A 24,029-nucleotide genomic window follows, 5' to 3' on the forward strand; every position below is an offset into this window, starting at 1 on the left:
AAGAATTGATTCAGTTGATTCAAAGTATAAAAGGAGGCATTTTTAATGAGTAGCAGTGACAAGTATAAACGCGAAATTCTCAATGATTTGGCGCACGGTAATACAGAATCTTTAGATGATGTTTCATCTGATCCAAGCAAGGATTACCAAAACTTTGACGATTTTGCTCAACGCTCATCCCATGAAGAACGTCGTCAATTATTTGGTAAATCTTTCAACCATAACAGCATACCCCCAAGCCAGCTGGAGCCAGAATTGCAGAAAGCGATCGCTCAGATTAAGCCTAACGAACGGGATGATGTTGCCCGAGCATTTTTCAAGCACTTAAAGCAAAGAGGTCTAGACGAACGCCATCTAGAGCGAGATTTGGGACTTTCTACCCACAACCCCAACCACATGAATGCAGATGACCTCAGCAAGCTGGCATCTTTCACATATCATAGCCATCCTGACATCTTCCAATCCGTGATGGCTGAACAACCAGCGATTCTTAAGTTTCTCAGTAATCCAGTCATCGGAGCAGCTTTGGGAGCGATCGCGGCTAAATGGTTTGGCGGTCATAAATAAGCATTTCCAAATTTGATACATATATAGGACTAAGGGTATTGAAACTCACTCCACCCATTCACTCCCAGTAGAGATTATTGAGCGAACCTACCACTGTAAACACTGACACACCACTAGCTTAAATAACTTTTGAGATATTGTCCTGATTAAGTTCTTTTTTTTGCAAGTGGTAATGTCTAATTGAGATCGAACAAGGAAAATAGAATGTTTATAATTACAGATTTTACACTGTTTGGTTTAGCACCGATGACAATGGCTCAGGAAGTTTTAACTCCAGAACAAGCATCACTTGTTTTTTCTGGGCCGAAATTTTTGGTAGCATTGCTTGCTGGTATATTGATGGCATTTGCCTTTCAATTGCTATTAACAAACTTCTCAGTAGCTGTAGGAATTTCAGCTTTAGGGGGTAGCGAAAGTTCTGATGAATCTGAAAGCTTGGGCGGAACGATTCGCAAAGTTGAAACAGCCGTCGGTCTTTGGGCGCTTGTTACCGCAACCATCGCCTTATTTGGTGCTTGCTTTTTAGCGGTGAAACTCAGCTTAATTGACAGTGCGCTTTTAGGAGCAATTATTGGTGTAGTCATTTGGTCTGCCTATTTCACAGTCATTATGTGGTTAGGTTCGAGTGCAGTCGGCTCCTTGATTGGTTCTGTTGTTAGTACCGTTAGTAGTGGTATGCAAGGAATCATGGGTACAGCAACTGCGGCTTTGGGTGCTAATGCTGCTAAAAGTCAGATGGTTTCTACAGCTGAAGAGATCACCGCCGCCGTTCGTCGGGAATTCACATCAGGTTTTGATGCTGATAGTATCAAAAATACATTACAGAGTTCTTTATCCGGTGTACAGTTACCGCAGCTGGATACTAAACAAATCGGCTCTCAATTTCAGAAGCTGCTTAAAGAGGGAGACTTACAATCAATTGCTGATAGTGACTTACTAAAAAATGTTAATCGCCAGACTTTTGTTGATTTAATTAGTTCTCGCACAGACTTTTCCCAGTCAGATATCAATGGGATTGCAGACCAATTGCAAGGTGCTTGGAACCAAGTTGTGAAAGGCTCAAATCCCACTGACAAAATAATTAATTTACTTCAACAAGCCTCACCAGAAGAATTGCAACCTGAAAAACTAGTTGAAAAAATTCAGCAATTAGCAACAGTTGGAGGTGGAAATGGTAAGCAAGGCAATGGAATAGTTAAGAAAGCTATTGAAGTTGGCTTAGGTGCGGCTTTACCTGCGGTGATGAAGGGGTTTGACTTTGCCCAAATAGATGTAGAAAAAGTTGCTCAACAGTTACAAAAATTGTCAGGGAAAGTTCAGGAAGTAGATGTTGATAAAATTACACAACAGTTGCAACAATTTAAAGACCAAGCAACCCAGCAAGCAAGTAAGCTTAGTAGTTCTGTAGCTGATAAATTACCTACACTTCCAAATAATACTGTCAAGGCAGATATAGAAGAATACATCTTGAATTCTTTCCCTTGGCATTTTAACCGCATCACAATCCAAGATGAATTTAAAGAAGTCATCTATGACCAGAATGCTAATCCAGGAAATGTTAGACGGGAATTGGAGGAATTAAATTTAGAGTATTTTGCTAACTTGCTCAAGCAACGGGAAGATATCAACGAAGCAAAAGTCAAAGAAATTTCCGAGCAGATGGAAAGCGTTCGCACGGAAGTTTTAGAAACTGTCAAGCAGGCAGATACAACAGAAAAATCACAAAATCTTCGCACCCGTTTAGAAGATTATCTGCGTTCAACTGGGAAGGAAGAACTCAACCCAGAAGGTATTGAGCGGGACTTGACGAAGTTGCTAGAAGATCCAGAAGCCGGCATTGAAGATTTAAGTCAGAGATTTTCGGAAATTGACCGCGATACTTTGGTGAAGTTACTGGCTGACCGCGAAGATATCTCAGAAGAGGAAGCTAATAATATTGTTGGTCAATTTGAACGTACTCGCGATCGTGTCTTAGGTCAGGCAAAAGAACTGCAAGAGCAAACCAAAGCAAAAGCTGATGAGTTGCGGCAAAAAGTAGAAGAGTATCTGCGTAATACCAATAAGGAAGAACTCAATCCTGAAGGTATCAAACGCGATTTTGGCACTTTGTTAGAAGACCCACAAGCAGGACTTTCCGCTTTAAGAGGAAGATTATCAGAATTTGACCGCGATACTTTGGTTAAATTATTGAGTCAGCGACAAGATTTGAGCGAGGAGCAGGTAAACCAAACCATCGACCAGTTGCTCACAGTAAAAGATAGCGTTTTGCAAGCTCCGCAAAAAGCCGCCGAAACAGCAAAACAGCAGTACGAAAAAACCACGAGTACTATTAGTGAATATCTCCGCAATACTAACCTGGAAGAACTCAACCCAGAAGGTATTCAACAAGACTTGCAAAAATTATTGGCTGACCCCAAAGAGGGCGCTGATGCACTCAGAGAGCGGCTTTCACAAGTAGACAGAGAAACTTTAGTCAAGCTGCTGACGCAACGCGGAGATTTGAGCGAGGAGCAAGTAAACCGCACCATCGACTCAACAGAACAAGCTATCAATAATATTGTCAAAGCACCGCAACGCTTGGCAAACCGTGCTACTGAAAAAGCGCAGGAGTTTGAAGCTTATCTAGAAAACTATCTGCGTAACACTAATAAAGAAGAACTCAACCCGGATAGTATCAAGCGCGATTTGCAATTGTTGCTGTCTTCTCCCCGTGCTGGTGTGTCTTCTTTAGGTGAGCGTGTTTCTAAATTCGACCGTTCTACACTCGTGGCTTTGTTGTCCCAACGTGAGGATATTTCAGAAGAAGAAGCTAACCGGATTGTGGATCAAATCGATTCTGTGCGGAACTCGATTGTCGAACAATATCAGCAGATTCAGTCAAAGGTGCAATCGGCGCTTGATGGTATTTTCGGCTCTGTTCGCAACTACCTCAACTCCCTAGATCGTCCTGAACTCAATTATGAAGGTATGCAGCAAGATTTTGCTAAAGTTTTTGACGATCCGCAAGCTGGATTTGAGGCTTTGCGCGATCGCCTATCTTCAGTAGACCGTGATACCCTAGTTGCTGTCCTCAGTTCGCGTGAAGATATTTCCGAAGCGCAAGCTAACAAGATTATCGACAAAATCGAAGGCACACGGGATAGCGTACTGCACCAAGCCGAACGCATCCAGCAAGAAACTCAAAAACGCCTTCAGGTAATCAAAGAGCAAGCACAAAAGCAAGCAGTTGAAACCAAAAAAACTGTCGCAGGTGCTGCTTGGTGGTTGTTTAACACAGCTTTTGTTTCTTTGGCAGCTTCAGCTATAGCAGGAGCTTTGGCTGTATCAGGTTTTGACCTATTTGGTTAAGGGTTCTACGAGTTCATAGTTAAGCCTCTGTATTAAGAGGCTTTCTTATCTAAACTTGATTTAATTACCTCAAATTTTCGCCTATATTAATTAGGAATTATAAATTAGTATAAATCGTATTTAATACATACTTGAAAAGAACTAGATTCAGCCGTATTCCAGTCCTTTATCACGTTTATTAAACAATTCATCATTTCTCTATTTGGTATTACTAAGATTTGGTGCATTATCAGCATTCAACATTTCTGATCTATAGATAGATAGATAGATGTGAAAATCAACGGATATGAATAAAATTCCGGAAGCGATTTGTTTGTTATTAATAAGAAATATTCGGATATTGTCCTGTTAGGCAGCAACGCAAACTCTCGACCACCATGAATAGAAAGAAATGATCACGAGTCTAGACAATAGTTACGTCTAACTTGCTAACCTCAGCAGGAATTGACCGCCTCGGTGCAAGATTTGGTTTAGGCGGACGTGAAATCGCAGGTGAACAAGTACAAGAATTACTTGCTTCTTTCAAAAGCAAACGCGACCAACCTCCCCGCCCATAGGAGATTTTAGTTGACATCCATTGGTTCATTCAAGTAATAGGAAAGTTGCAGTTTTAAAAACATTCTCTAGCTGAAGTGGATAATTTAGAGTTTTAAAACCGACTCATTCGCTTCTACTTTTAAGTTAAGGAGTCAGAAGCTTAAGAGTAAAAACTTTTCTGACTCCTGACGACTAGTTAACCAATTGGTAGATAGTTAACTTATTTTTTCACTTCTGTACACTTCACTCCTATGTACACGGGGGCTGCGAGCTCCAGCAGCAGATCCAATCATTGAGGCGATTAAGCCTAATAAAGAACCAAATACAAACGACCACAATCCTTGACGTACATTTGATGCAATATCACGAGTTTGTTGGGCAGATACATTAGGTGTGTTTTGCGGTAGATTCAGACCACCTGACTGTTGAACCTGGTTAATAACTTGCCCAGCATTTGAAGCAGCAATCCCAAAAGCACCTGATACACCACTTGCTAAAAGCCAAGAGCTTAAAGCTAAAGTTGTCGCCCAAAGAATTGCACCATTGAGAAGAGCTGTGTTGCGGTTCATTGGACCACAAGCACGGGCTGTTACCCAGCCCCCAGTTAATAGGGAAATTAATAAAGCAATGGTTGACCAAATTCCCACATGACCAGCAACGTCAGATGCAATTGTTCTAGGTCTACCTGATTCTGCTACAGAACCTGCACCGATTGCACCAAACAACGCGCTCAAAACTAACTGAGTTGCGAGCGCAATTAGTAGTCCAGATATAATCGGCCCCCAACGAACAAGGTCATGATAATCGACTAATTGATTAGTCACAACTGGTTGACTAACGATATCATCCCCAGTTCGATCCACGTATGACATAGCCTATCCCTCTTCTACTTTTTTGCTTGTTTTTCAAGTTTATTTATCGAACATTATCCAGTGAAGTCAACCAATTAATTATTTCTGATTTAATTTACACTGTTACTTGCAATGCTGATCATCAAACTTTCTTTTTTATTATATATATATCTGGTAATTCCCTTTAATTAAAAATTAATTTTCACACAAATAATTGTAATATTTTAATAAATTAGTACTAATAACTTCAGGTTTCATCTGAATTAAGCTAAAAATGGATAATTTAGTCTCAAAAAATTCTCATCTTGGAAAATTGTAATGATTATGAATAAGTGAATACTCTGTTTTTTACAAATAACGATTTCCGAAATGAATCAGCAAGATGTCATGAGAATTTTTTTATTGGTGTTTAGTGGATTATGAATTGGTAAGGATTCAGAGCGGGGGTATTTAACAGAGGTAACATAATGGAAAAGTATCAGTTTCATGAAGAATAAAATGTTTATATAGCAAAGTAATGATACAATTATGGACTGTATTTAAAGATGTATTCACAGAGAGATTACAGTTATGGGTTGGTTACAAAGACTGTTTGGACAGGAAAAACCAGAAGATGCTCAAGTTAATCCAGATCCGACTCTAATTGCTGACGATTCCGAATCGGGGGAAACTATTTCTCTAGAGCGAGTAGGACTAAATGGAGAATATGACCAAAGTGGTTTAGCAAAAAGAGTCGCCCTAGCTTTTGACGAAGACTCGCAATTTGATGAGATTGATTCTGTCTATGTTGCTCAGTTGGGAAGTAGCGTAGTTTTAAAAGGAGAAGTAGCAACACAAGAGATATTGGCACAATTGGTAGAGACTGCGAGGGGGGTGAGTGGTGCTAGTGATGTGCAGAGCGATCAAGTCAGTATCGGCTAAAATATTGGGAATTAAATATTAGAGAATGAGGAGCAAGAATTAACGGCAATGAACAATCAACTCAAACCTCGACAAGTGGGGATAATGCTGACGTTATTTACAGTGCTGATCCTAAGTAGTTGTGCGAAAAAACCTGAAGAATCTACTAGCACTACACCTCAAACACCAACTGCTGTTGCTCCAGCTAGTCCTAGCTCTAGTACAGCAACTAGTCCTGTACCTGGAAATACAACTTCTTCTAGCTCTAAGAAGCCAGCATCAGCGGGGAATAAAACAGCAGTTTTAGCAGCAGCACAAAGTCTAGGGGTGAAACCACAAAACCAAACAACTTGCCCAAGTGATGCACTGGTAAAAGGCAAGATTACAAATAAGAGAGGCAACATTTATCACCTTCCTAAAACCTTAGATTATGAAAAAGTCAAGCCAGATATTTGTTTTAAAGATGCGAATATAGCACAACAAGCTGGTTTCCGTGCGCCTAAGTAAAAAGCTCTGGTTGACTAAACAAGATTCAATGAAACCTGGTGTGAAATCAACACTAGAAACTTCTAGAATTTTCTGACTTTTATTCATAAAGATAAGCAACCATCAGCTTTGTTTTATGCTCTCGATTCTCAAAAATAAAATTAAATTTATGTGCTAAAATGAGCGATGATTTCTAAGCTAATACCAAGACAAATATTTTTAGCCTGGAGTTTGGGTAGCACGGCTGGAATAACTTTATCTTTGATAAAAAAGGTACAAGCTGTTAGACTGCCGCAGCACTTGAAAGATGTATTGATATTATTGAGCGGATTACGTCCGAAAAATAACATATATCAACACGAACCTACACCACCTACACTTGTCAGTTGGAAAGGAATTGCAGAAGCTGAAGATTATACAGCGGTTTGCATAGTTAGAGGATACACTATGGAGAGTATTTAAGAATAACAGAAATGGGAGCATACTCAGTCGATTTCCGAACAAAGATAGTAGCAGCGTATTAAGCAGTATGAACCCACTCAACATTTTCTGCTAAACTGCGTCCACGTTGAAAACCGTAGTTCTGTATGAATAGAAAAACCCTCATCCCCCAGCCCCTTCTCCCAATATTGCGAGAAGGGGAGCCGGAAAGAAGTCCCTCTCCCTACTTGGGAGAGGGATTTAGGGTGAGGGCAAAAACTACGGTTCTCAACATAGATGAGGTTTAATTGCTTAGGGACTTCTTTCTCTGTGATTATTCCCCAATCAATACCTTTGGCAGCATAGTAACGCTTTTCTAACTCAAATTTTTCAGCTACAGACTTACTTCCCAAATCCTTAGTTAGCTTTAATGTTCGTGCTTTCTGAACTATTGTTTTGCCTTGCTTGACAGAAAGCATAAAATCCGTTGTTAAAACACGGGGAGTATTGCTTTGCGGATCTTTGGGATAGTTAATACCTATTTCCTCTGCAATACTCATTGCTAAGTCAAGGTCAATTAGAGGAAACTGCTCTCTTATATCTACAATCGTATCTAACCACTCAAAGACGTAAAACAGCCGCTTCTCGTTATCAGAAAGCAGATAATGTTCTCGGTTTGTTTTCCAATCTGGAGGTCTAGAAACACGAACCTTTGAGGGAAAATCCTGAATCTTTATCCAAGGTTGATAGTCTTTCCCACTACCCTAACCACGGCCTTGCTTCAAGTAACGCTCAAACTTGGCTTGTGTCCAATCTTGCTTGCTTTTAGCCATAAAAATTCCTGTAGATGCTTACATTTACACCCACAGGATAAGTTGTATAACTTTTTTATTTGTTATACGACTTTATTATTGTTGGACAAAAAAACTGGTATAAATATATACTATTCAACGGTAACACTTTTAGCTAAATTACGAGGCTGATCGACATCCAAACCGCGACGGGCGGCAATATGATAAGCCAATAATTGCAGGGGAACTACTGTCAGAATCGGAGAAAGTAATTCTTCCACATGAGAGATGGGAAGAAGATCGTTAAAAATTTCCGCAGCTTCGCCATCGTTGACGGGAGTCACGCCAATTAACCGAGAATCTCTGGCTTTGGCTTCTTGGGCATTGGAAATAACTTTTTCGTATACACTACCAGGTATTGCGATCGCAACTACTGGTACTTTCGCATCTAAAAGAGCGATCGGGCCATGCTTCATCTCTCCAGCCGGATACCCTTCGGCGTGAATGTAGCTGATTTCTTTTAATTTCAACGCCCCTTCTAAAGCAATAGGGAAGTTAATTCCTCTACCTATAAAAATGAAATCTTTGGTTTCGGCGAATTCGTGGGCTAGCTGTTCAGTTAAACGTTCTTGACTTTCTAAAGTAGCCTCAATTTCTTTGGGAATCTGCCGCAACCCATTAATAATTTTCTCTAAAATATCTTTTGAAACAGTCTGGCGACGAGCTGCTAAATCTAATGCCAAAGCATAAAATGCCATCAGTTGAGCAGTAAAAGTTTTCGTCGCCGCTACCCCAATTTCAATTCCCGCTAGGGTACTGATAATATGCGGCACTAGATGACCGAGACTGCTTTCTGGACGATTGGTAATACCCAGTAGTCGCGCTTGATACTTAGATTCTTTCCCTTGACGACGTTCTTTTTCCATTGTCAAAGCTGCTAGGGTATCAGCGGTTTCACCTGATTGAGTAACACCAATAATCAAGGTGTTAGCCGTCACGGGCGATGGTGCATAGCGATACTCAGAAGCGTAATCTACCTGAGTTGAAATTCCTGCTAGTTGTTCAAGTAAATATTTACCAATTAATGCTGCGTGCCAACTGGTACCACAGGCGAGGATCTGAATTTGTTCTAAATCGTTGTATAAATCTCCAGGTAAACCAAGATTGATTGGCGATTCGGTAGATTCGGCTGGATTAAAGTAAGCGTCTAAACTAGCTCTTACTACCCCTGGTTGCTCATGAATTTCTTTGAGCATGAAGTGTTTGAAACCCTGCTTTTCTACCATTGCAGGATTGAAATTGAGCAGCCGGGGTTGTTTTTTCAGCCTGTCGCCAGCAAAATTGTAAATCTCAACGCCCAAAGGTGTGAGGCGAGCAATTTCGCCATTTTCCAGAGGTAGCACTGCACGGGTGTAGGCAACGATCGCTGGCGTGTCAGACGCACAAAATAACTCCCCTTGCCCAAAACCAATTACTAAAGGTGCTTGTTGGCGGACAACAATCAATTCATCGGGGTAGTCAGCAGAAATAACTGCGATCGCAAATGCTCCTTTTAGGTGATTAACGGCTTGGCGAATTGCCTCTAGGAAGGGAGATGAGGAAGATGAAGGAGGAAAATTCTTTAAAAATTCAGCTATTAAATGAGGAATAACTTCGGTATCGGTTTCAGAACGAAATTCGTGTCCTTTTGCTTTGAGTTCCTCGCGTAACTCGCGGTAGTTTTCGATAATGCCATTTTGCACCACAGCCACTCGCTTTGCTGTATCCAAATGGGGATGGGCGTTGTATTCTTCTGGTTTACCATGAGTTGCCCAGCGTGTATGACCAATACCAATTGGGGCAGGAGTTTCTATTTGTTCCAGTTTAGAACGCAGGTTATGAAGTTTACCCTTTGCCCGCACACAATTTACCTCACCTTCCCAAACAGTGGCGATTCCAGCCGAATCGTAGCCCCTGTACTCTAGTTTCTCCAGTCCAGCCAGTAAAATGTCTGTCGCCGCTTGAGTGCCTATATATCCAACAATTCCGCACATTCTTCACGCCACTTTTTTTCAGGATGATTAAATCCAGTATAGTAGATAGCATAAAGTGGACATTTTGCAAAGAAAAAAGGGAGTATTTTACTCCCTCTACCACTAGGTATTGTTATGGATTTTAGGGTTTTGACAGCGGATTCCCCGTCAGGTCAAAAGCTGACGGTACAAATACGGCTTCTAAGATTTATACCAATTCTCTAAAATAAGGCAACAGATGTAAGCCAGAAAGCCTTGCTGCATCTAAATTTCTCTATTGCGTTAGCGCAGCGTTAGCGAGTCCGCGAGCGTCATTGCGAATTGCGAATTGCGAATTGGTATTAGATACCTAGAGATTGTATCCGCTTAAAACATCCTCTAAAGGTGCTTGCTATTGAGACATTTAAAAGTCTTGAGTGCCGAGTTCCAAGTTCCAAGTGAAGAATCAAAAAATTGTATTTTTGATTTACTTCTTTTGTCTCAGCACTCAGCACTCGGCACTCAGCTTTTTAGTAAGCTAGACCCATACTGCGAGTTGTTTCAGCGCCCAGGTAAACCCGGATGCTCAAAAAGTCGGTGGGACAAGCGGTTTCGCAACGCTTACAGCCTACGCAGTCTTCTGTACGGGGTGAAGAGGCAATTTGAGCAGCTTTACAGCCATCCCAAGGAACCATCTCAAGTACATCAGTTGGGCAAGCGCGGACGCATTGGGTGCAGCCAATGCAGGTATCGTAGATTTTTACAGAATGAGACATTGAATAAACGGCTCCTTTCGAGTGTTCTTCTCTGCGAAAGAATCATAATCAACGCATAGTCTACCGCAGTGATTGATAGGCCGTAATCAAAAGGCTACATAACTTCAAACAATGTAATAAGCACGCTTGATATTTGTTTTTGCGAGATTGTCCCTATTGACTGATAATCAGCAACGTCATCAGAGCGTATTTACCACAGTGGTATACCATAATGGGGGTTAATCGTAAAGATAGATGAAACAAAATTAAAAGTGAATCAGGAAATCTCCTAATTTTAATTATGGGGATTTTGGCTAATAATCTGATTTTGCGATCGCCACTTCCCTGTGCAAACAAAAGCAGTTCGGCAATTTATATTACGCAAAAGCAGTTTTATTACTGAATAAAACTGCTTTTGCTATGTAAATGATTGATTTACAGACTGCGATCGCTCACCGATAACTCGTATATTTAACTTTTTAGGTTTGACAATTTCATAATATTTACTTTTATATATCAGAGTATTTCAGAAATTGCAAATTCATCATTTATCGCAGCAATTTTTGTTTCAATCTTTGGCTCAATAGCCGTCACTTGCAGTTGTTCCTCTAGATTATTAGCATCAGCTAATTTATCTTTTACATACTCCCTTTCTCGGATTTGTCGAGCAATACTTTCTAACAGCCAAAGTTGTTCTTCCACAGACAAGGCAAGGATAGAGCGCTCAATTTCTAGTAAATTCGGTGAGATCATTTTACTTTTGATTCCTAGTAAGGTGTATTTTTCAAAGATATTATATTCAGTTTATCTGGTTAACCTAGAGCATCGCCAATTCCCGATCATTATTCCCCACGCCTATCATTTCATAAATCAGAAAAGATTGCTATAAATAACTAAAAGCCAGTTTTATAACTTTTTAATTAAGTATTACTGCTGAAGCAAAATGTGCGCTAAACTGACTACATGAATTACGAAACAACTAGGAAACTCCTCATAGATCAGACAATCACAACCGAAGAAAACCCAGATGCGCTGTTAACGCGTATGAAACAGGGCAAACCGCCGATACCCGGTCAGATCACTTCGATTTTGTTAGCATTGAAAGTGGTGTTTGAAGCCCTCAAAGATGCAAAGAGCCTAGACCGAGAACTGGCTTTGGCCCTTTATTCAGTTAAGCATTAAGGCACAACAGCTATTTGGCGCAGGGCGGAAAGCCGGGGTTGATTGGCGGCGACTGCTGAAAGAAGATTTACTACGAATTTCCTTAGCAGCTGAAAGTATCTTTTTGGGTATATGGCAAACCTTAGCTCAGATGGAATTGGGGAAGAGATGAGGGATATAAGGGGAGCAGGAAAGAAGTTACAGTAAGTTTTTCCCCTCCGCACCTCTGCCTCTTTTGCCCGATGCCCATTAACGAATTTGCAGTTCATTTTCTAGCTTGTCTAGGTCAGTTTTGAGCAAAACGGTCATTTGACCGGTAAAAGCTTTGCCAGTCTTGGGTTGGGCAACTTCCACCCAATATACATAGCGATCGCCTACTCGTAATTCTCCCTTTAAGGCTTCCCGAATTGGAGTTTTAGCCAGACGCGCTGAGTTAACTGCCTCCTGGTTGGGATATTCATACACGACTTGGGCGCGATCGTAATCTTGATAAATCTCTAAGCCATAAATCACCCGCAAGGATTCTTGGAGACGCGCAAATGTCATGCCGTTAATAGCATCATACATAGTAATGCGCTCAGTCCGAATTGTGCCCCGGTCTTTGGAAAACTCCACCCTACCAGGAGGCAATACTGACGCTTGAAAAGTGAATCGTTGGGCAGCCGTATCAGTCTTTTGCACAAATAATCGCTCTCCGCTTCTGGGACGGAGTGTCGGATGTGCTTTAATCCAAGTGCCTACCTCTTCTGTACTTTGCCCTGGTAAAGCATTGGCTTGGGAATCAAAAAGTGTTCCGACACAGAGCCAGGGCATTAGAGAAAAAGGTAAAATTAAACAGTTAAGCAGGGATTTTTTGAGCATTTTGCTGTTGAGGATTTTTATAGAAATTTCCCATTCAGGAGTAACCATAGTCTTCCCGTTTTTCAGCAAAATTACTTCAATGGATTGTAGCGATCGCGATCGAAGCCTTTATTAATCTCTCAACTAGAAGAGTTAGCTGAGGCGCTATTGGATTTCAACGAGTAAATAAACCACCTATTCTAAATCAATAAAACGCTTACGCTGTATTTATTTTGACTTTTGACTTTTGACTTTTGACTTCCGCCTTGCGGTACTAGGCACTTCTCAAAGCCACAATAGGGTCGAGTTTAGCAGCGCGACGTGCAGGAACAACGCCAAAGAATAAACCAATAGCCCCAGAGACACCAACTGCCATAGTAATCGCTACAGGAGAAAGACTCGCTTCTAAAGGAGTCAAGGCTCCCACTAATAGGATGCCACTGATGCCAATCGCAGTCCCAACTAAGCCGCCGGCTGCGGAAACTATTACTGCCTCAATGATGAACTGTAGCAAAATATCTTGCTCAGTTGCGCCGATCGCTTTTCGCAATCCGATTTCTTGGGTGCGTTCGGTGACGGAGACTAGCATAATATTCATAATGCCAATGCCGCCGACAAACAAGGATATGCCGGCGATCGCAGCGAGCATAATTGTCAATGCACCTGTGATTTGACCGACAGTTTGCAAAGCATCTTTCTGGGTGCGAAGAGTAAAGTCATCTTCACCATTAATTTTGTGCCGTAGACGCAGCAAATTAGTAATTTGAAATTCGGCTGCATCCACACTATCGGAATCACGAGCAGCAGCAACGAGGTAATCTAAGGCGATACCATAGGGAGAATTCTTGCCTACAAGTCGGTTTGCAGATGTCGTGATTGGTATTAGGGCAGCATTATCATAATCTGCTCCCACGCTGGAACCTTTGCTTGTTAACGTCCCAATCACTTGAAAGCTGGTATTTCCAATTCGCAATTGCTGACCGATAGCGTTACTATTACCAAATAGTTTTTCTGTCAAGTCTCCACCTAGCACAACGACTTGGTTACTTCGCTTGATGTCTACCTCAGAGAAAAACCTGCCTTTAGCAGTTTCAAAATCCCGCACTGGTAGGAAGGAAGGAGTTGTGCCAATGATGTTGACATCGGTGTTTCTGTTGCGGTAAGTAATCACCTGTCTGGTGTTTAATTCGGGAGCAACTCCTACTACTGTTGGTACTTGAGAGGCGATCGCTTCTGCATCTTGCAACACTAAAGTTTTTGGCACTTCAAAGGAGATGCGCTGAGTTTCTCGATTACCTGGCAGTACAAATAGCACATTTGGCCCTAATGACTCCAACTGTTTATTAACGTACTTTTGCCCACCTTCGCCAATCCCAATCATGGCAATCACCGAAGCGTTGCCAATAACTATACCCAACATCGTGAGAGCGCTACGCAGTTTATTTGACAGCAGGGTTTTCCCCGCCATATTCATGCTTTCGAGGAAATTCATATCTTATAGGACTTACGCATTACGAATTATTTTTTTCTTTGGTCTTTTCAATTTTGTAGTCTTTGGGTGGGTTAACAAAAATGCGATCGCCTTGTTTAACTCCCTCTAAAATCTGAGTTTGGTCTTGAATTTGTGCCCCAACTGTAATTTCGCGGAACTGGGGTTTATTCTTTGCATCTGGTACGAGTACGCCAGTTTTACCCTTTTCAGTGACGATTGACACCGTTGGTAACACCAAGGCATTATTAACGCGATCGCCTAAAAAAGTCAGATCCACATTTAAGCCAGAACGCAGTTTATCTATGCCAGTATCCAGAGCAACCCGCACCTGGAAAGATGTCACACCTTGTTCTATCACTGCTTCGGGAGCAATCAGGCGCACATGACCTTTAAAAACTTGGTCGGGATAGGCATCAGCAACAATTTCCACCTGCTGCCCCGGTTTAATTCTGCCAATGTCGGCTTCAGGAACTTGAGCTAATACTTCTAAACCGCGTGCTACGGCGACAATTGAACTGGAAGTTGCCGATGCACTAGCAGAAGCAGAAGTTGTGGGTGTGACAAACGCGCCGGGTTCGGCATACTTTTGGGTAACAATTCCCGACAAAGGAGCGCGAATAATAGTATCTTCTAATTGCACTTGCACACCCTTTAACTGAGCCTGAGCAGATGCAACCGCGGCTTGACGCTGGGCAATTTCCTCAGAACGGGTTCCATCTTCTAACAGTACCAATGCTGCCCGTGCTTCGTTAACAGCCGCTTGGCGTTGGTCGATTTCCTCACTGCGAGTGCCACTTTGGACTAACGACAATCGTTTTTTTATTTCTTCTAAACTGGCTTTAGCACTTTTGTCGTCGCTGATGGCTTGATCGAGTAATTGTTTATTCTCTGCTCCCTGTTCGTATAGGTATTGATAACGCTTTACCTGTCCACTGGTGTAATTCGCCTTTGCTTGAGCTGCATCAACTTGGGATTGAGATTGAGCAATCTCTTGGGGACGATTACCAGCCTTAGCTGCGGCTAATTGGGCCTGAGATTGTGCTAATCGCGCCCTAGCTTGAGCGATTTCTTGAGGACGACTACCAGCCTTAGCTTCCGCTAGCTGTGCTTGACTTTGGGCTAAGTTAGCACGGTACTGGCTCCTTTGAGCCTCAATACTGGCACTATCCATCCGGGCGAGAATTTGCCCTTGTTGAATGCGATCGCCTTGTTCCACGTATAATTGCGACAGCACTCCGGGGTTCTTCGGACTAATATTTACGCTCTGAACTGGCACGACTTTGCCACTAGCTGTAATCCGCAACGTGACGTTTTGTGCTGCTACTGGCACAGTTAATTGAGCAATATCTTCTTTATTTGCCCCTTGATTTACTAAAGTGTAAGTTGTTATGGTACCCACAACCAAAGCACTCCCCGCCATCAGCCCCACCAGCCAGCGCAATGGATACTTAACTTTGCCAATAACTGGAATTTCTATGTGCGTAGCCATATTATAGAAGCCTGTAAATCTTGCTGTATAAGAATATTTTTTAGTTAGAGGAGAAGTGGAAAGTACGGAGTTGTTAAAGCTTTATGATTAAATTTTTATGAGTCAATTAACAACTAGACGCATAATTCGCTTCACAGTTGCTTAATCTTTCTTCATATTAGGCATTCGTATTTCTGTATGTCTTCACCTAAAAGGGTGACTTTAGCCACAGCATATTAGTACAATCCTGAACTATTCGTGAGAAACAAGATCCCCAACTTTTTTGAGAAGTTGGGAATCTACGGCGGGCAATTCTCACAAATCAGATAGGATTGCTATAGTGCGATCGGGCATTAGTTGCTCTGTATCCTTTTCTTTTCCCTACTCGCTATTTCCCATTCCACATTCCCTATTCCCTATTCTCTACCCCAAAGGGGTTTGTAATTATTGCTGAAATTGGGTTAATAACCAAGCACCAACTTGACTTTGATTTATTTGACGTTCCAGCACTAAGCTGACACCAAAGCTTTAACTGCATTCACTCAAAAGAAACGATCAAAATGTTCTGATGAATCATTCAAAGTTGCTGTAAAAATTACTTAATCCTAAGTAGGTCTGCGTAAATAATTATCGTTGGGATAAGGCAGTTCTTGCTGGGGGCAGGGAGCAGGAGGAGAGAGGGTTTGAGCCTTATTTACTTTTCTTCACACAGTTTGGTTTTATTGTGCCGACTTACTTACACAAATAAATTTATATTTCGCTAAATACTTCAGTAGGTAAACTGGGCTACGAACAGCGCAGCCCTTGTTTACCACTCTGTAGCTTATGAAAGCGCTGGTACTGCTTCTAACTTCTCAGCTTTGTTCTTCAATACGGTTGGTAGTTCGCTATTGAACGCCTCACCTTCAACCACTTGCGATCGGAAACCATCGGGCCCAACTGGAACATCGCCCGTGATGGTGGTGCGATAGAGGACACGCTCGACTTCCAGATGATCCAAGTCTTGAGGGGCTAAATGGGAGGTAGCGCGGTTGTCCCAGAACGCAATGTCACCGTTATTCCAGCGGAAGCGGGTGGTGTAGGCGGGCTTGGCGATCTGGTTGAAGAATAACTCAAGCAGCAGATCGCTCTCTTGTCGTGATACGTCGATAATGTGCGAGGTGAAGCCAGGGTTGACGTACAATGCGCGTTCACCAGTCTCAGGATGAACCCTTACTACTGGATGGATTGAAACCAGGGGATTGGCTGCGATGCGCTGGGCAATCTTGCTGTTGCTGGGGAAATTCAAACGCGCATTGAAGCGATGTTCGGCTTTTAATGTGTCTGCCAAGGCCCGCAGGGGTGCTGACAGACCCTCATAGGCTGCAACTAGATTTGTCCATTGTGTGTCACCACCGAAGCTAGGGACATTAACCGCACGCAAAATTGATGCCGCAGGTGGGTTGACAACTGCTGTAACATCGGTGTGCCAACGGCTCTCGTAGCTGGAACGGCGCAGACCATTGCGCCGCTCGTAACGGCTGCGGTCAATGGGCAGGATTTCTGAGAAGCCTTCAATCGGCTCATCTTCGTGGGGATGTGCGTAAGTCACTTCGCCGAAACGAGCCGTGAATGCAATCTGTGCCGCATGATCGATGTTTTGACCGCGAAAGAACACGACTTTCCACTTCAATAGTGCTTGACGAATTTCTTTGACTGCATCATCGTGCAAAGGACGCGACAGGTCTACGCCGCTGATTTCGGCACCGATGAAACCTGCTACCTGTCTGACTTCAATCTGTTTGTTGCTCATGTCAATTCTCCATAATTTGATCGATAGGGCGGTGTTCGCAAGCGATCGCAATTTAAATTATCGTACTATAAATCGATCGATTTACCGTAGTATTGGTTGCCAGTATTTTAGACTGCTGGAACAACGGTCGATTTAGTCCAAGCAAGGGCAAGTTAAAATTCGCAACACAGATTAAGAAGCTTCTTACCGGAGGTAAAAGCAAGCTACCTAATTAAATGTGTATATAGCAAGCACTAAATTTTTGCTGCAAGTGCCTTTTTTGAAACTTACAACGATTCCACAATAGCCTCTCTGTATTCTTTGCTACTCACAGGCGTATTCATAATATTTTTATATAAACTTTATAAAATCTTTTTATTTATAACACCATTATTTTATTGATTGATTATTTTATACTATAGGAGGACAAAAAACAATTATATTTACTATAAGTATAGCTTTACCCAAAGCTGCAAAATAAATACTGGTTAAAAAGAGAATACCTTGTATTTAATTTTTTAATTTGTAAATTTTATAAATAAATAATAATTTTAGTCTACTTTCCTATTTCAAGATACTAATTTGATTTTTTCCTTAGCATCAGGCTAATAACAAATTATGATTTGCCTTTTTACCAACGTTGATTAAGGCTTTGAGGAAATTAAAAACTATATGAAAAAGCAATTATCACAGAAATGGACTTTTTCTAAATATTGGTTACGTTTTTTAATTATCATCCTATTAGTAATAGGCGCATTTTTCCGCTTCGTCAATATTGATAAAAAAATTTATTGGGGTGATGAAGTTTTTTCATCATTACGCATATCTGGCTATACGCAGTCAGAAATGAAAACGCAATTAAGTAATGGTCATTTGATTGGCATAGAAGATTTACATAAATACCAGTATCCTAATCCTGAAAAAAATGTAATTGATACAATTAAAGGGCTTATTTTAGAAGATTCGCAGATTTTGCCACTATACATCTTAATTACCCGGTTTTGGGTAGAGTGCTTTGGCAATTCTATAGCAGCGATCAGAAGTTTTTCGGCATTTATTAGTCTGCTTACCTTTCCTTGTATTTATTGGCTATGTCAAGAATTATTTGAGTCTTCATTAGTAGGGTGGATAGCCATCGGGTTAGTAGCTATTTCACCTATTCACATTGTGTATGCACAAGAAGCGCGATCGTATAGTTTAGGGATAGTAGCCATATTAATATCGAGCGTAGCACTGCTGCGAGCCATGCGCCTTCAAACAAATGTTAGTTGGTGCATTTATGCAGCAACATTATCAATAGGGTTTTATACTCATCTATTTTTTACCTTGGTTGCTTTTGGACAGGGAATTTATCTAGTTGTAATCGAAGGTTTCCGATTGAGTAAAATATCGATTTCCTACGTACTATCATTGTTTGCAGGGTTTATAACTTTTGTACCTTGGATTTGGATTATTATTACCAATCCTCAGCCAGAAGCAGTCACTTGGGCGAATACTAAACAAACATTATTGATGTCAGCTACAAGGTGGGCTGGTATCTTTAGTCGTGCGTTTATTGATTTAGGTATTAGTCTTAACGAACCGGGAAAACTTAAGTTTGTCTTAATTCCTTTTATTTTAATTATTTTAGCTTTAATCAGCTACTCAATTTATTTTGTATGTCGAAAAACCTCTAAAAAAGTTTGGTTATTTGTCTTAACCTTGATTGGATCTGTAGGGCTTCCTTTACTGATAACAGATTTCGTCTTTCAAAAGCGGTTTGCTACTAGTCGATATACCCTTCCTTCAGTTTTAGGTATACAGTTAGCTGTTGCTTACCTATTTACCACTAAGATCGCGTCTATTTATACTAAAGCTTGGCAAAAAAAGTTTTGGTCGCTTGTAGCGTTTATGGTAATTATGGGCGGAGTTGTATCTTGTATGGTTCACTCTCAAGCGCAGATTTGGTGGAACCAAGTGCCTGATAAATACCAAGAATATCCTCAAATTGCTAATATTATTAATCAAGGGAAGAAACCGCTTTTAATTAGTGATGAGGATAACCTTTTTCCACAGCTACAAGTACTTAGTAAATTAATCGACTCAAAAGTGCAATTTCAAATTGTAGGAAAAAATCAGTTACCAGAGATTAATAACGGCTTTAGTGACATATTTTTGTTCTTGTTCGAGCCGTCTGACTTTTTAAAAGCTGGAATTGAAAAAGTTTATAACTCAAAGTTACAGCAGGGAAACCATTATCTCTGGAAAATAACAAAACCTAATTAAACCAAGTACACGGGCATATCTAGTGGTTAGGAAACTGCAAGGTGGAAACTAAAAGCAGACAGTTGGCATTTAAATATCGCTTGTAGGTTAAAAATCAATCCGCTTGGGTTAAGGGTTATTGGTGTAGATAATTGGTTTTTCAAGACACGATAAATCAAAAAGACGTGATAAATCGCGTCTCTACATTAGGGTTTTGGGCTTATCTGAACTGTATTGGGTTAAAAATTAATATCAATTAGCCTTATGAGTCGCACAGTTAGAGCAAAAATATACTTTAATTAAACAAATAATTTGAGTATATACTTTTACTGCTGCCGCTTATGTCATCCCCCCTTGAGCGCCCGCTAAAAATTGAAATCAGACTGCCATCTTCCGATCCTCAATTATTAGAAGGACTGGATATATGGTTGCGTTTAGGTCTAATATCTGATGCCCAAGTCAGGCAGTTATGTCGAGAGTTTCTGATATGTGCGGTGGTGTTGCAACCCCAGGTTGAAGCTCAGACAAAGGTAGTATTTGCAACTTCCGACCCCGTGCAGCAGTTGCCCATAGCAGCTTTACAAGCTAGTAGCGGTAAACAACCACAACAAAAACCAGCTAAACCCAACTTTATCAGCATAATGTTGCAGTCCTTGGGGGCAGAACTAAGTGTGCGTTGGCTACTTTTTCTAGGGGTTTTCTTGGTAGTGGTATCCTCTGGGGTACTGGCTGCTAGTCAATGGGCGAGGTTTCCCGCTTCTGGACAGTACGGGGTTTTATTTGCTTATACTTTGAGTTTTTGGGGATTAAGCTTTTGGGCGACTAGGCAAAATAACCTCAGATTGACGGCTCAGACATTGCTGATTGCCACTCTTTTGTTAGTGCCAGTGAATTTTTGGGCAATGGATAGCTTTCGGTTGTGGCAAAATCCTGTGGATTGGATTGTAGTTGCGATCGCCTTTCCTACCCTGACTGCTATAACTGTTTTACTCTCCAAAAATCAGACTATTTTTACCAATTTACATCCTGGCAAATTACCTCTAGCAAATATTCTAGGGCTGAGTTATCTGCATTGGGGTTGGCAATTAAGAGGATTTCCCTTAATTGCTGTTTATCTGGCAACGATCGCCACAACTATCATTACCGTTTATCACAATCTTTTCCAACAGCCTCATACTGTCAGTGACGATCGCCGTAGGTTAAGTATTAGTTTACCTGCTACTGTAATTATTTATTCTTTAATAGTATTGTTGGTGCGGGCAATTTTTGTTACCAAGGTAGATGTCACACTCTTGGGGTTAGCTATTGGTATTTGCGGCTGGTTGATGATTTGGTTAGCACAGCAGGGAAGGAGAGCAGGGGGGCAGGGGAGCAGGGGAGCAGGGGAGCAGGGGGGCCGGGGAGCAGGGGAAGCGGGGGAAGTAGGGGAAGTAACATTAATATACTCCTCATCTCCCTTATCTCCCTCATCTCTTTTACTCTGGGAAAGACTTGGGGGCGTTTTACTCTTTCTAGGTTGGCTGGTATCGGTAGTAAATTATCCTTGGCAAGCAATAGCTGTCAGTGGTTTGGGTTTGTGGTTTGTGGGGAGTCGCTTGCGGCGTTACAGTTTAAAGCGAGACTTTGCAGGGGTTTTTGTCATCGGCTTAGAGACGATTTTGCTAAGTTGGCGATTAGTACCTGATAACTTACAGAAATTAGCGATCGCAACTGGTACTCAACTCACCAATTCTCAAAATGAACCTTGGGCGCTGCTGGGTATAGCTTTATTTCCCTACGTAATTTTGATGGTGGCGCTTACAGATAGTTTGTATCGCAGCCAAAAGCGAGAATTAGCTAAATTTGGCGAACTGCTCACCCTGTTATTTGGAGCTTTTTTAACAACGATCGCTATAGTAAATCCCACATTGCGATCGCTAAATCTGCTATTTTCTACCGCCACTCTCGCATTCGTTACTCAACGCCGCTCCCCCTCATCCCTTCCCCTGGTATACCTAACTCACATCATGGGGGTGCTGACGTTTTGCTTTACCATTAATTGGTTATTCCCCAGCCTGACTCAACAAGCCTGGGCAAGTATTTTATTGGCTCTCATGGTTGCAGAATGGCGATTTAGCTTGGAGGAAGGACTATGGCAACGTAGTGCATGGGATATCGGTTTAGGATTAGCCGCAGCGAGTTTTTTCCTTTTGTGGATGAATGCAGAATCATCTTGGTATGGCATCGCTGATAGCCGATCTGATTGGGGAGTTTTATGGCTAGTTACGCCTTTAGCTCTGACGGGTGTTGCCAATGCCACAATTATAGAGCGGCAGATTACTAGCCGTTACTTGAGTGTCTTGGCTGTGATAATTGCCCAGCTAGTGACTTTACAACTATCAGGAATCAGATTAATTGGTTTGGCTGTAGGTGCTGGATTGATGTTTGCAAATACGCGCTATTTGCGAAACCAAGTATCTGCGTTAATTACAGAAGGATTTGTTTTAAGTTTCATTGGGGTGCTGTTGTGGACGGGTATACCTGGTTTACCTCGCCTAGCGGTAGCAGGTTGGTTTGTCGCTGGAGCGATCGCAACTCTAAGTTTATGGTTAGCGCGGACTGTTTTAAGCCGACGCGGTAACGAATTAGCAGTTATCTATGCAGCCGCTAGCGATAAATGGGCGATCACCTTATGTGGTTTGGAATTGTTAGGTTTGACACTGCACTCAGTGCTGATTTACCAAGGGTTTACTACTTCGGGATTTTTGTTCTTAATTGCCACTGCGATCGCTCTGGCAGCCATTGTTTATCGCAGTTGGCGCGAACCGACAAATTGGGCATTTTATGGGATTGGTTGGTGTTTGGAATTGTTGATTAGCCAGGTGCTAGGGTTGGGGGAACGCTCAATTGTGAGAATTGCAATCGCAAACATCGCCTTGGGTTTAATTACTCAACTTGTCGGCGAGTGGTGGCGACGACGACATCAATTAGAAAGGTTTCCTAGCAGTCTGCACATTTTGCCATTAATTTATGGTGCATTCAGTATATTGCTACGTTTGAACACCTTCACCGAATGGACAGGGTTGTATTCCTTGGGTGCAGCTTTAATTGTTATTGGCGTGGGGCGACGGCGCGAAAGCTTTAAACCCCTGCTGTATTTAGGAATTATTGGCGTATCAATTTCTGCTTATGAACTTTTGTTCTATCAAATGTCACAAGCTTCAGGAGGAGCATTAGGTGATGGATTAATTGCCATGTCTGCCCTTGGCGCGAGTATCATGTATGCTTACCGCATTCTGTCGCCTTGGCTTGTCAGCTACTTCCGCCTAACTCCCGAAGAATTGAAAAGAATTGCCCATATTCACTGGGTTTGGGGTAGCTGTTTATTAATGGCTGCTATTCCTCTTCCCATTGGAGTTAACCGTTTGGTGGGATTGGCAACTGGAGTATTTTTGATTCGCTATGCTATCTTTCAGGGACGAAATTCTCCCACTTCCCCCAATTTCTTCGGAGGAATTACAATCGCCGAGATGTGGGTTTACCTTGGCTTATTAGAGGTAGCCGGCATGAGGATTTATTGGCGGGAAACAGCAGTAGGGCGATTTTGGGCTGGGCCATTAGTTCCTTGGAATGGTGCGATCGCTTGTGTGGTAGCCTACTTTCTGTACATTCTACCTTGGGAAAGTTGGGGTTGGTCTAAAAGACCTTGGCAACAAGCTGCATACATCATACCTCTGATAATTTTATGGGAAACCAGACTGCAAACTTACCCCATTACCTTAGTACTCGCAGCTGGATTTTACATCTTTTTAGCAAAGGTGGGTGAAAACATCCGTTTCACCTATATTAGTGTGGCATTGATTGATTGGGCACTTTACCGTTGGTTTGATTCTTTACGCTTGACTGATACTTTGTGGTACATTACACCCATTGGATTATCACTGCTTTATATTGCTCTAGTGGATACCCAACTGAGGCTACCAGAGTATAAAACCCCTCGCCATATTCTGAGAGTGCTAGGTAGTGGTTTAATTTGTGGATGGGCAATTTTATTTCATCAAAATACAGCTTGGATACCGGGAATTTTCAGTCTCATCGCCATTTTTGCTGGATTAGCTTTACGAGTACGAGCTTTTCTCTACATTGGTACAGCCACTTTTTTAATCACTACAATCTATCAATCGGTAATTTTCAGCTTGCAGTACTCCTTTTTAAAATGGGTTGTTGGCTTGTTAGTTGGCATCTTACTGATTTATATCGCCGCCAACTTTGAAACCCGTCGCGCTCAAATAACTTCCTTAATTCGTAGCGCCATTGATGAATTTCAATCATGGGAATAGGGGTAGTACCGCAAGGCGGAATTCAAAATTCAAAATTCAAGCAGGAATACACCGTAAGCGTTTCATTGATTTTGAATGGTGAGGCAGT

General features: G+C 41.7%; 17 protein-coding genes and 1 pseudogene. 9 read left to right on the forward strand and 9 right to left on the reverse strand.

Annotation, left to right across the window (positions count from 1 at the left end; translation table 11 throughout):
* The first annotated feature begins 45 nt into the window (after positions 1–45).
* From NLP_RS21745 to NLP_RS35630, 3 genes are all read left to right on the forward strand, one after another.
* Positions 46–567 carry a hypothetical protein gene (locus NLP_RS21745; protein WP_104908189.1) on the forward strand — a complete coding sequence of 174 codons (522 nt, stop codon included), beginning with the start codon at positions 46–48 and terminating at the stop codon, positions 565–567.
* A 204-nt stretch (positions 568–771) separates the two neighbouring features.
* The gene (locus NLP_RS21750) at positions 772–3,915 is read left to right on the forward strand and encodes a hypothetical protein (protein WP_104908190.1); all 3,144 of its coding nucleotides are present in this window, start codon (positions 772–774) and stop codon (positions 3,913–3,915) included.
* Between the two features lie 425 nt (positions 3,916–4,340).
* Entirely contained in the window at positions 4,341–4,472 is a 132-nt protein-coding gene (locus NLP_RS35630) for a hypothetical protein (RefSeq protein ID WP_267894886.1), read from the forward strand.
* 195 nt (positions 4,473–4,667) lie between these two features.
* On the opposite strand, the gene NLP_RS21755 is transcribed toward NLP_RS35630, so the two are convergent.
* Positions 4,668–5,324 (reverse strand): hypothetical protein, encoded by a 657-nt coding sequence (locus NLP_RS21755; RefSeq protein ID WP_104908191.1) that lies wholly within the window; start codon positions 5,322–5,324, stop codon positions 4,668–4,670.
* A gap of 549 nt (positions 5,325–5,873) precedes the next feature.
* On the opposite strand from NLP_RS21755, the gene NLP_RS21760 reads away from it, so the two are divergent.
* The 3 genes from NLP_RS21760 to NLP_RS21770 all read left to right on the forward strand — a co-directional run bounded on the left by NLP_RS21760 (position 5,874) and on the right by NLP_RS21770 (position 7,151).
* Positions 5,874–6,224 carry a phospholipid-binding protein gene (locus NLP_RS21760; RefSeq protein ID WP_104908192.1) on the forward strand — a complete coding sequence of 117 codons (351 nt, stop codon included), beginning with the start codon at positions 5,874–5,876 and terminating at the stop codon, positions 6,222–6,224.
* Between the two features lie 48 nt (positions 6,225–6,272).
* A complete protein-coding gene (locus NLP_RS21765; RefSeq protein ID WP_104908193.1) occupies positions 6,273–6,710 on the forward strand; it encodes a sunset domain-containing protein in 438 nt (145 codons plus the stop codon).
* 165 nt (positions 6,711–6,875) lie between these two features.
* The gene (locus tag NLP_RS21770) at positions 6,876–7,151 is read left to right on the forward strand and encodes a hypothetical protein (protein ID WP_104908194.1); all 276 of its coding nucleotides are present in this window, start codon (positions 6,876–6,878) and stop codon (positions 7,149–7,151) included.
* A 77-nt stretch (positions 7,152–7,228) separates the two neighbouring features.
* On the opposite strand, the gene NLP_RS21775 is transcribed toward NLP_RS21770, so the two are convergent.
* From NLP_RS21775 to NLP_RS21790, 4 genes are all read right to left on the reverse strand, one after another.
* Complete coding sequence (locus NLP_RS21775) at positions 7,229–7,846, reverse strand: TnsA endonuclease N-terminal domain-containing protein (RefSeq protein WP_199784874.1); 618 nt, start codon at positions 7,844–7,846, stop codon at positions 7,229–7,231.
* A 206-nt stretch (positions 7,847–8,052) separates the two neighbouring features.
* Entirely contained in the window at positions 8,053–9,933 is a 1,881-nt protein-coding gene (glmS, locus tag NLP_RS21780; protein ID WP_104908195.1) for a glutamine--fructose-6-phosphate transaminase (isomerizing), read from the reverse strand.
* A 488-nt stretch (positions 9,934–10,421) separates the two neighbouring features.
* Positions 10,422–10,667 carry a photosystem I iron-sulfur center protein PsaC gene (gene psaC, locus NLP_RS21785; RefSeq protein WP_015175986.1) on the reverse strand — a complete coding sequence of 82 codons (246 nt, stop codon included), beginning with the start codon at positions 10,665–10,667 and terminating at the stop codon, positions 10,422–10,424.
* A 495-nt stretch (positions 10,668–11,162) separates the two neighbouring features.
* Positions 11,163–11,399 carry a hypothetical protein gene (locus NLP_RS21790; protein ID WP_104908196.1) on the reverse strand — a complete coding sequence of 79 codons (237 nt, stop codon included), beginning with the start codon at positions 11,397–11,399 and terminating at the stop codon, positions 11,163–11,165.
* Positions 11,400–11,609: 210 nt separating this feature from the next.
* On the opposite strand from NLP_RS21790, the pseudogene NLP_RS21795 reads away from it, so the two are divergent.
* Positions 11,610–11,979, forward strand: a pseudogene (locus NLP_RS21795) (Dethiobiotin synthetase).
* A 77-nt stretch (positions 11,980–12,056) separates the two neighbouring features.
* Here NLP_RS21795 and NLP_RS21800 read toward each other — a convergent pair.
* From NLP_RS21800 to NLP_RS21815, 4 genes are all read right to left on the reverse strand, one after another.
* Entirely contained in the window at positions 12,057–12,668 is a 612-nt protein-coding gene (locus NLP_RS21800) for a hypothetical protein (protein ID WP_104909973.1), read from the reverse strand.
* Positions 12,669–12,921: 253 nt separating this feature from the next.
* Positions 12,922–14,139, reverse strand: coding sequence for an ABC transporter permease (locus NLP_RS21805; RefSeq protein ID WP_104908197.1), 1,218 nt, complete (start codon positions 14,137–14,139; stop codon positions 12,922–12,924).
* Between the two features lie 19 nt (positions 14,140–14,158).
* Entirely contained in the window at positions 14,159–15,628 is a 1,470-nt protein-coding gene (locus tag NLP_RS21810; RefSeq protein WP_104908198.1) for an efflux RND transporter periplasmic adaptor subunit, read from the reverse strand.
* An 802-nt stretch (positions 15,629–16,430) separates the two neighbouring features.
* On the reverse strand, positions 16,431–17,399 hold the full coding sequence (locus tag NLP_RS21815; RefSeq protein WP_104908199.1) for a TauD/TfdA dioxygenase family protein: 969 nt from the start codon (positions 17,397–17,399) through the stop codon (positions 16,431–16,433).
* A 651-nt stretch (positions 17,400–18,050) separates the two neighbouring features.
* Here NLP_RS21815 and NLP_RS21820 point away from each other — a divergent pair.
* Complete coding sequence (locus NLP_RS21820) at positions 18,051–19,643, forward strand: glycosyltransferase family 39 protein (RefSeq protein WP_104908200.1); 1,593 nt, start codon at positions 18,051–18,053, stop codon at positions 19,641–19,643.
* Positions 19,644–19,963: 320 nt separating this feature from the next.
* Positions 19,964–23,941 carry a DUF2157 domain-containing protein gene (locus NLP_RS21825; protein ID WP_104908201.1) on the forward strand — a complete coding sequence of 1,326 codons (3,978 nt, stop codon included), beginning with the start codon at positions 19,964–19,966 and terminating at the stop codon, positions 23,939–23,941.
* Positions 23,942–24,029: the final 88 nt, after the last annotated feature.

This window comes from Nostoc sp. 'Lobaria pulmonaria (5183) cyanobiont', assembly GCF_002949795.1.
In the GTDB taxonomy this organism is placed as follows: domain Bacteria; phylum Cyanobacteriota; class Cyanobacteriia; order Cyanobacteriales; family Nostocaceae; genus Nostoc.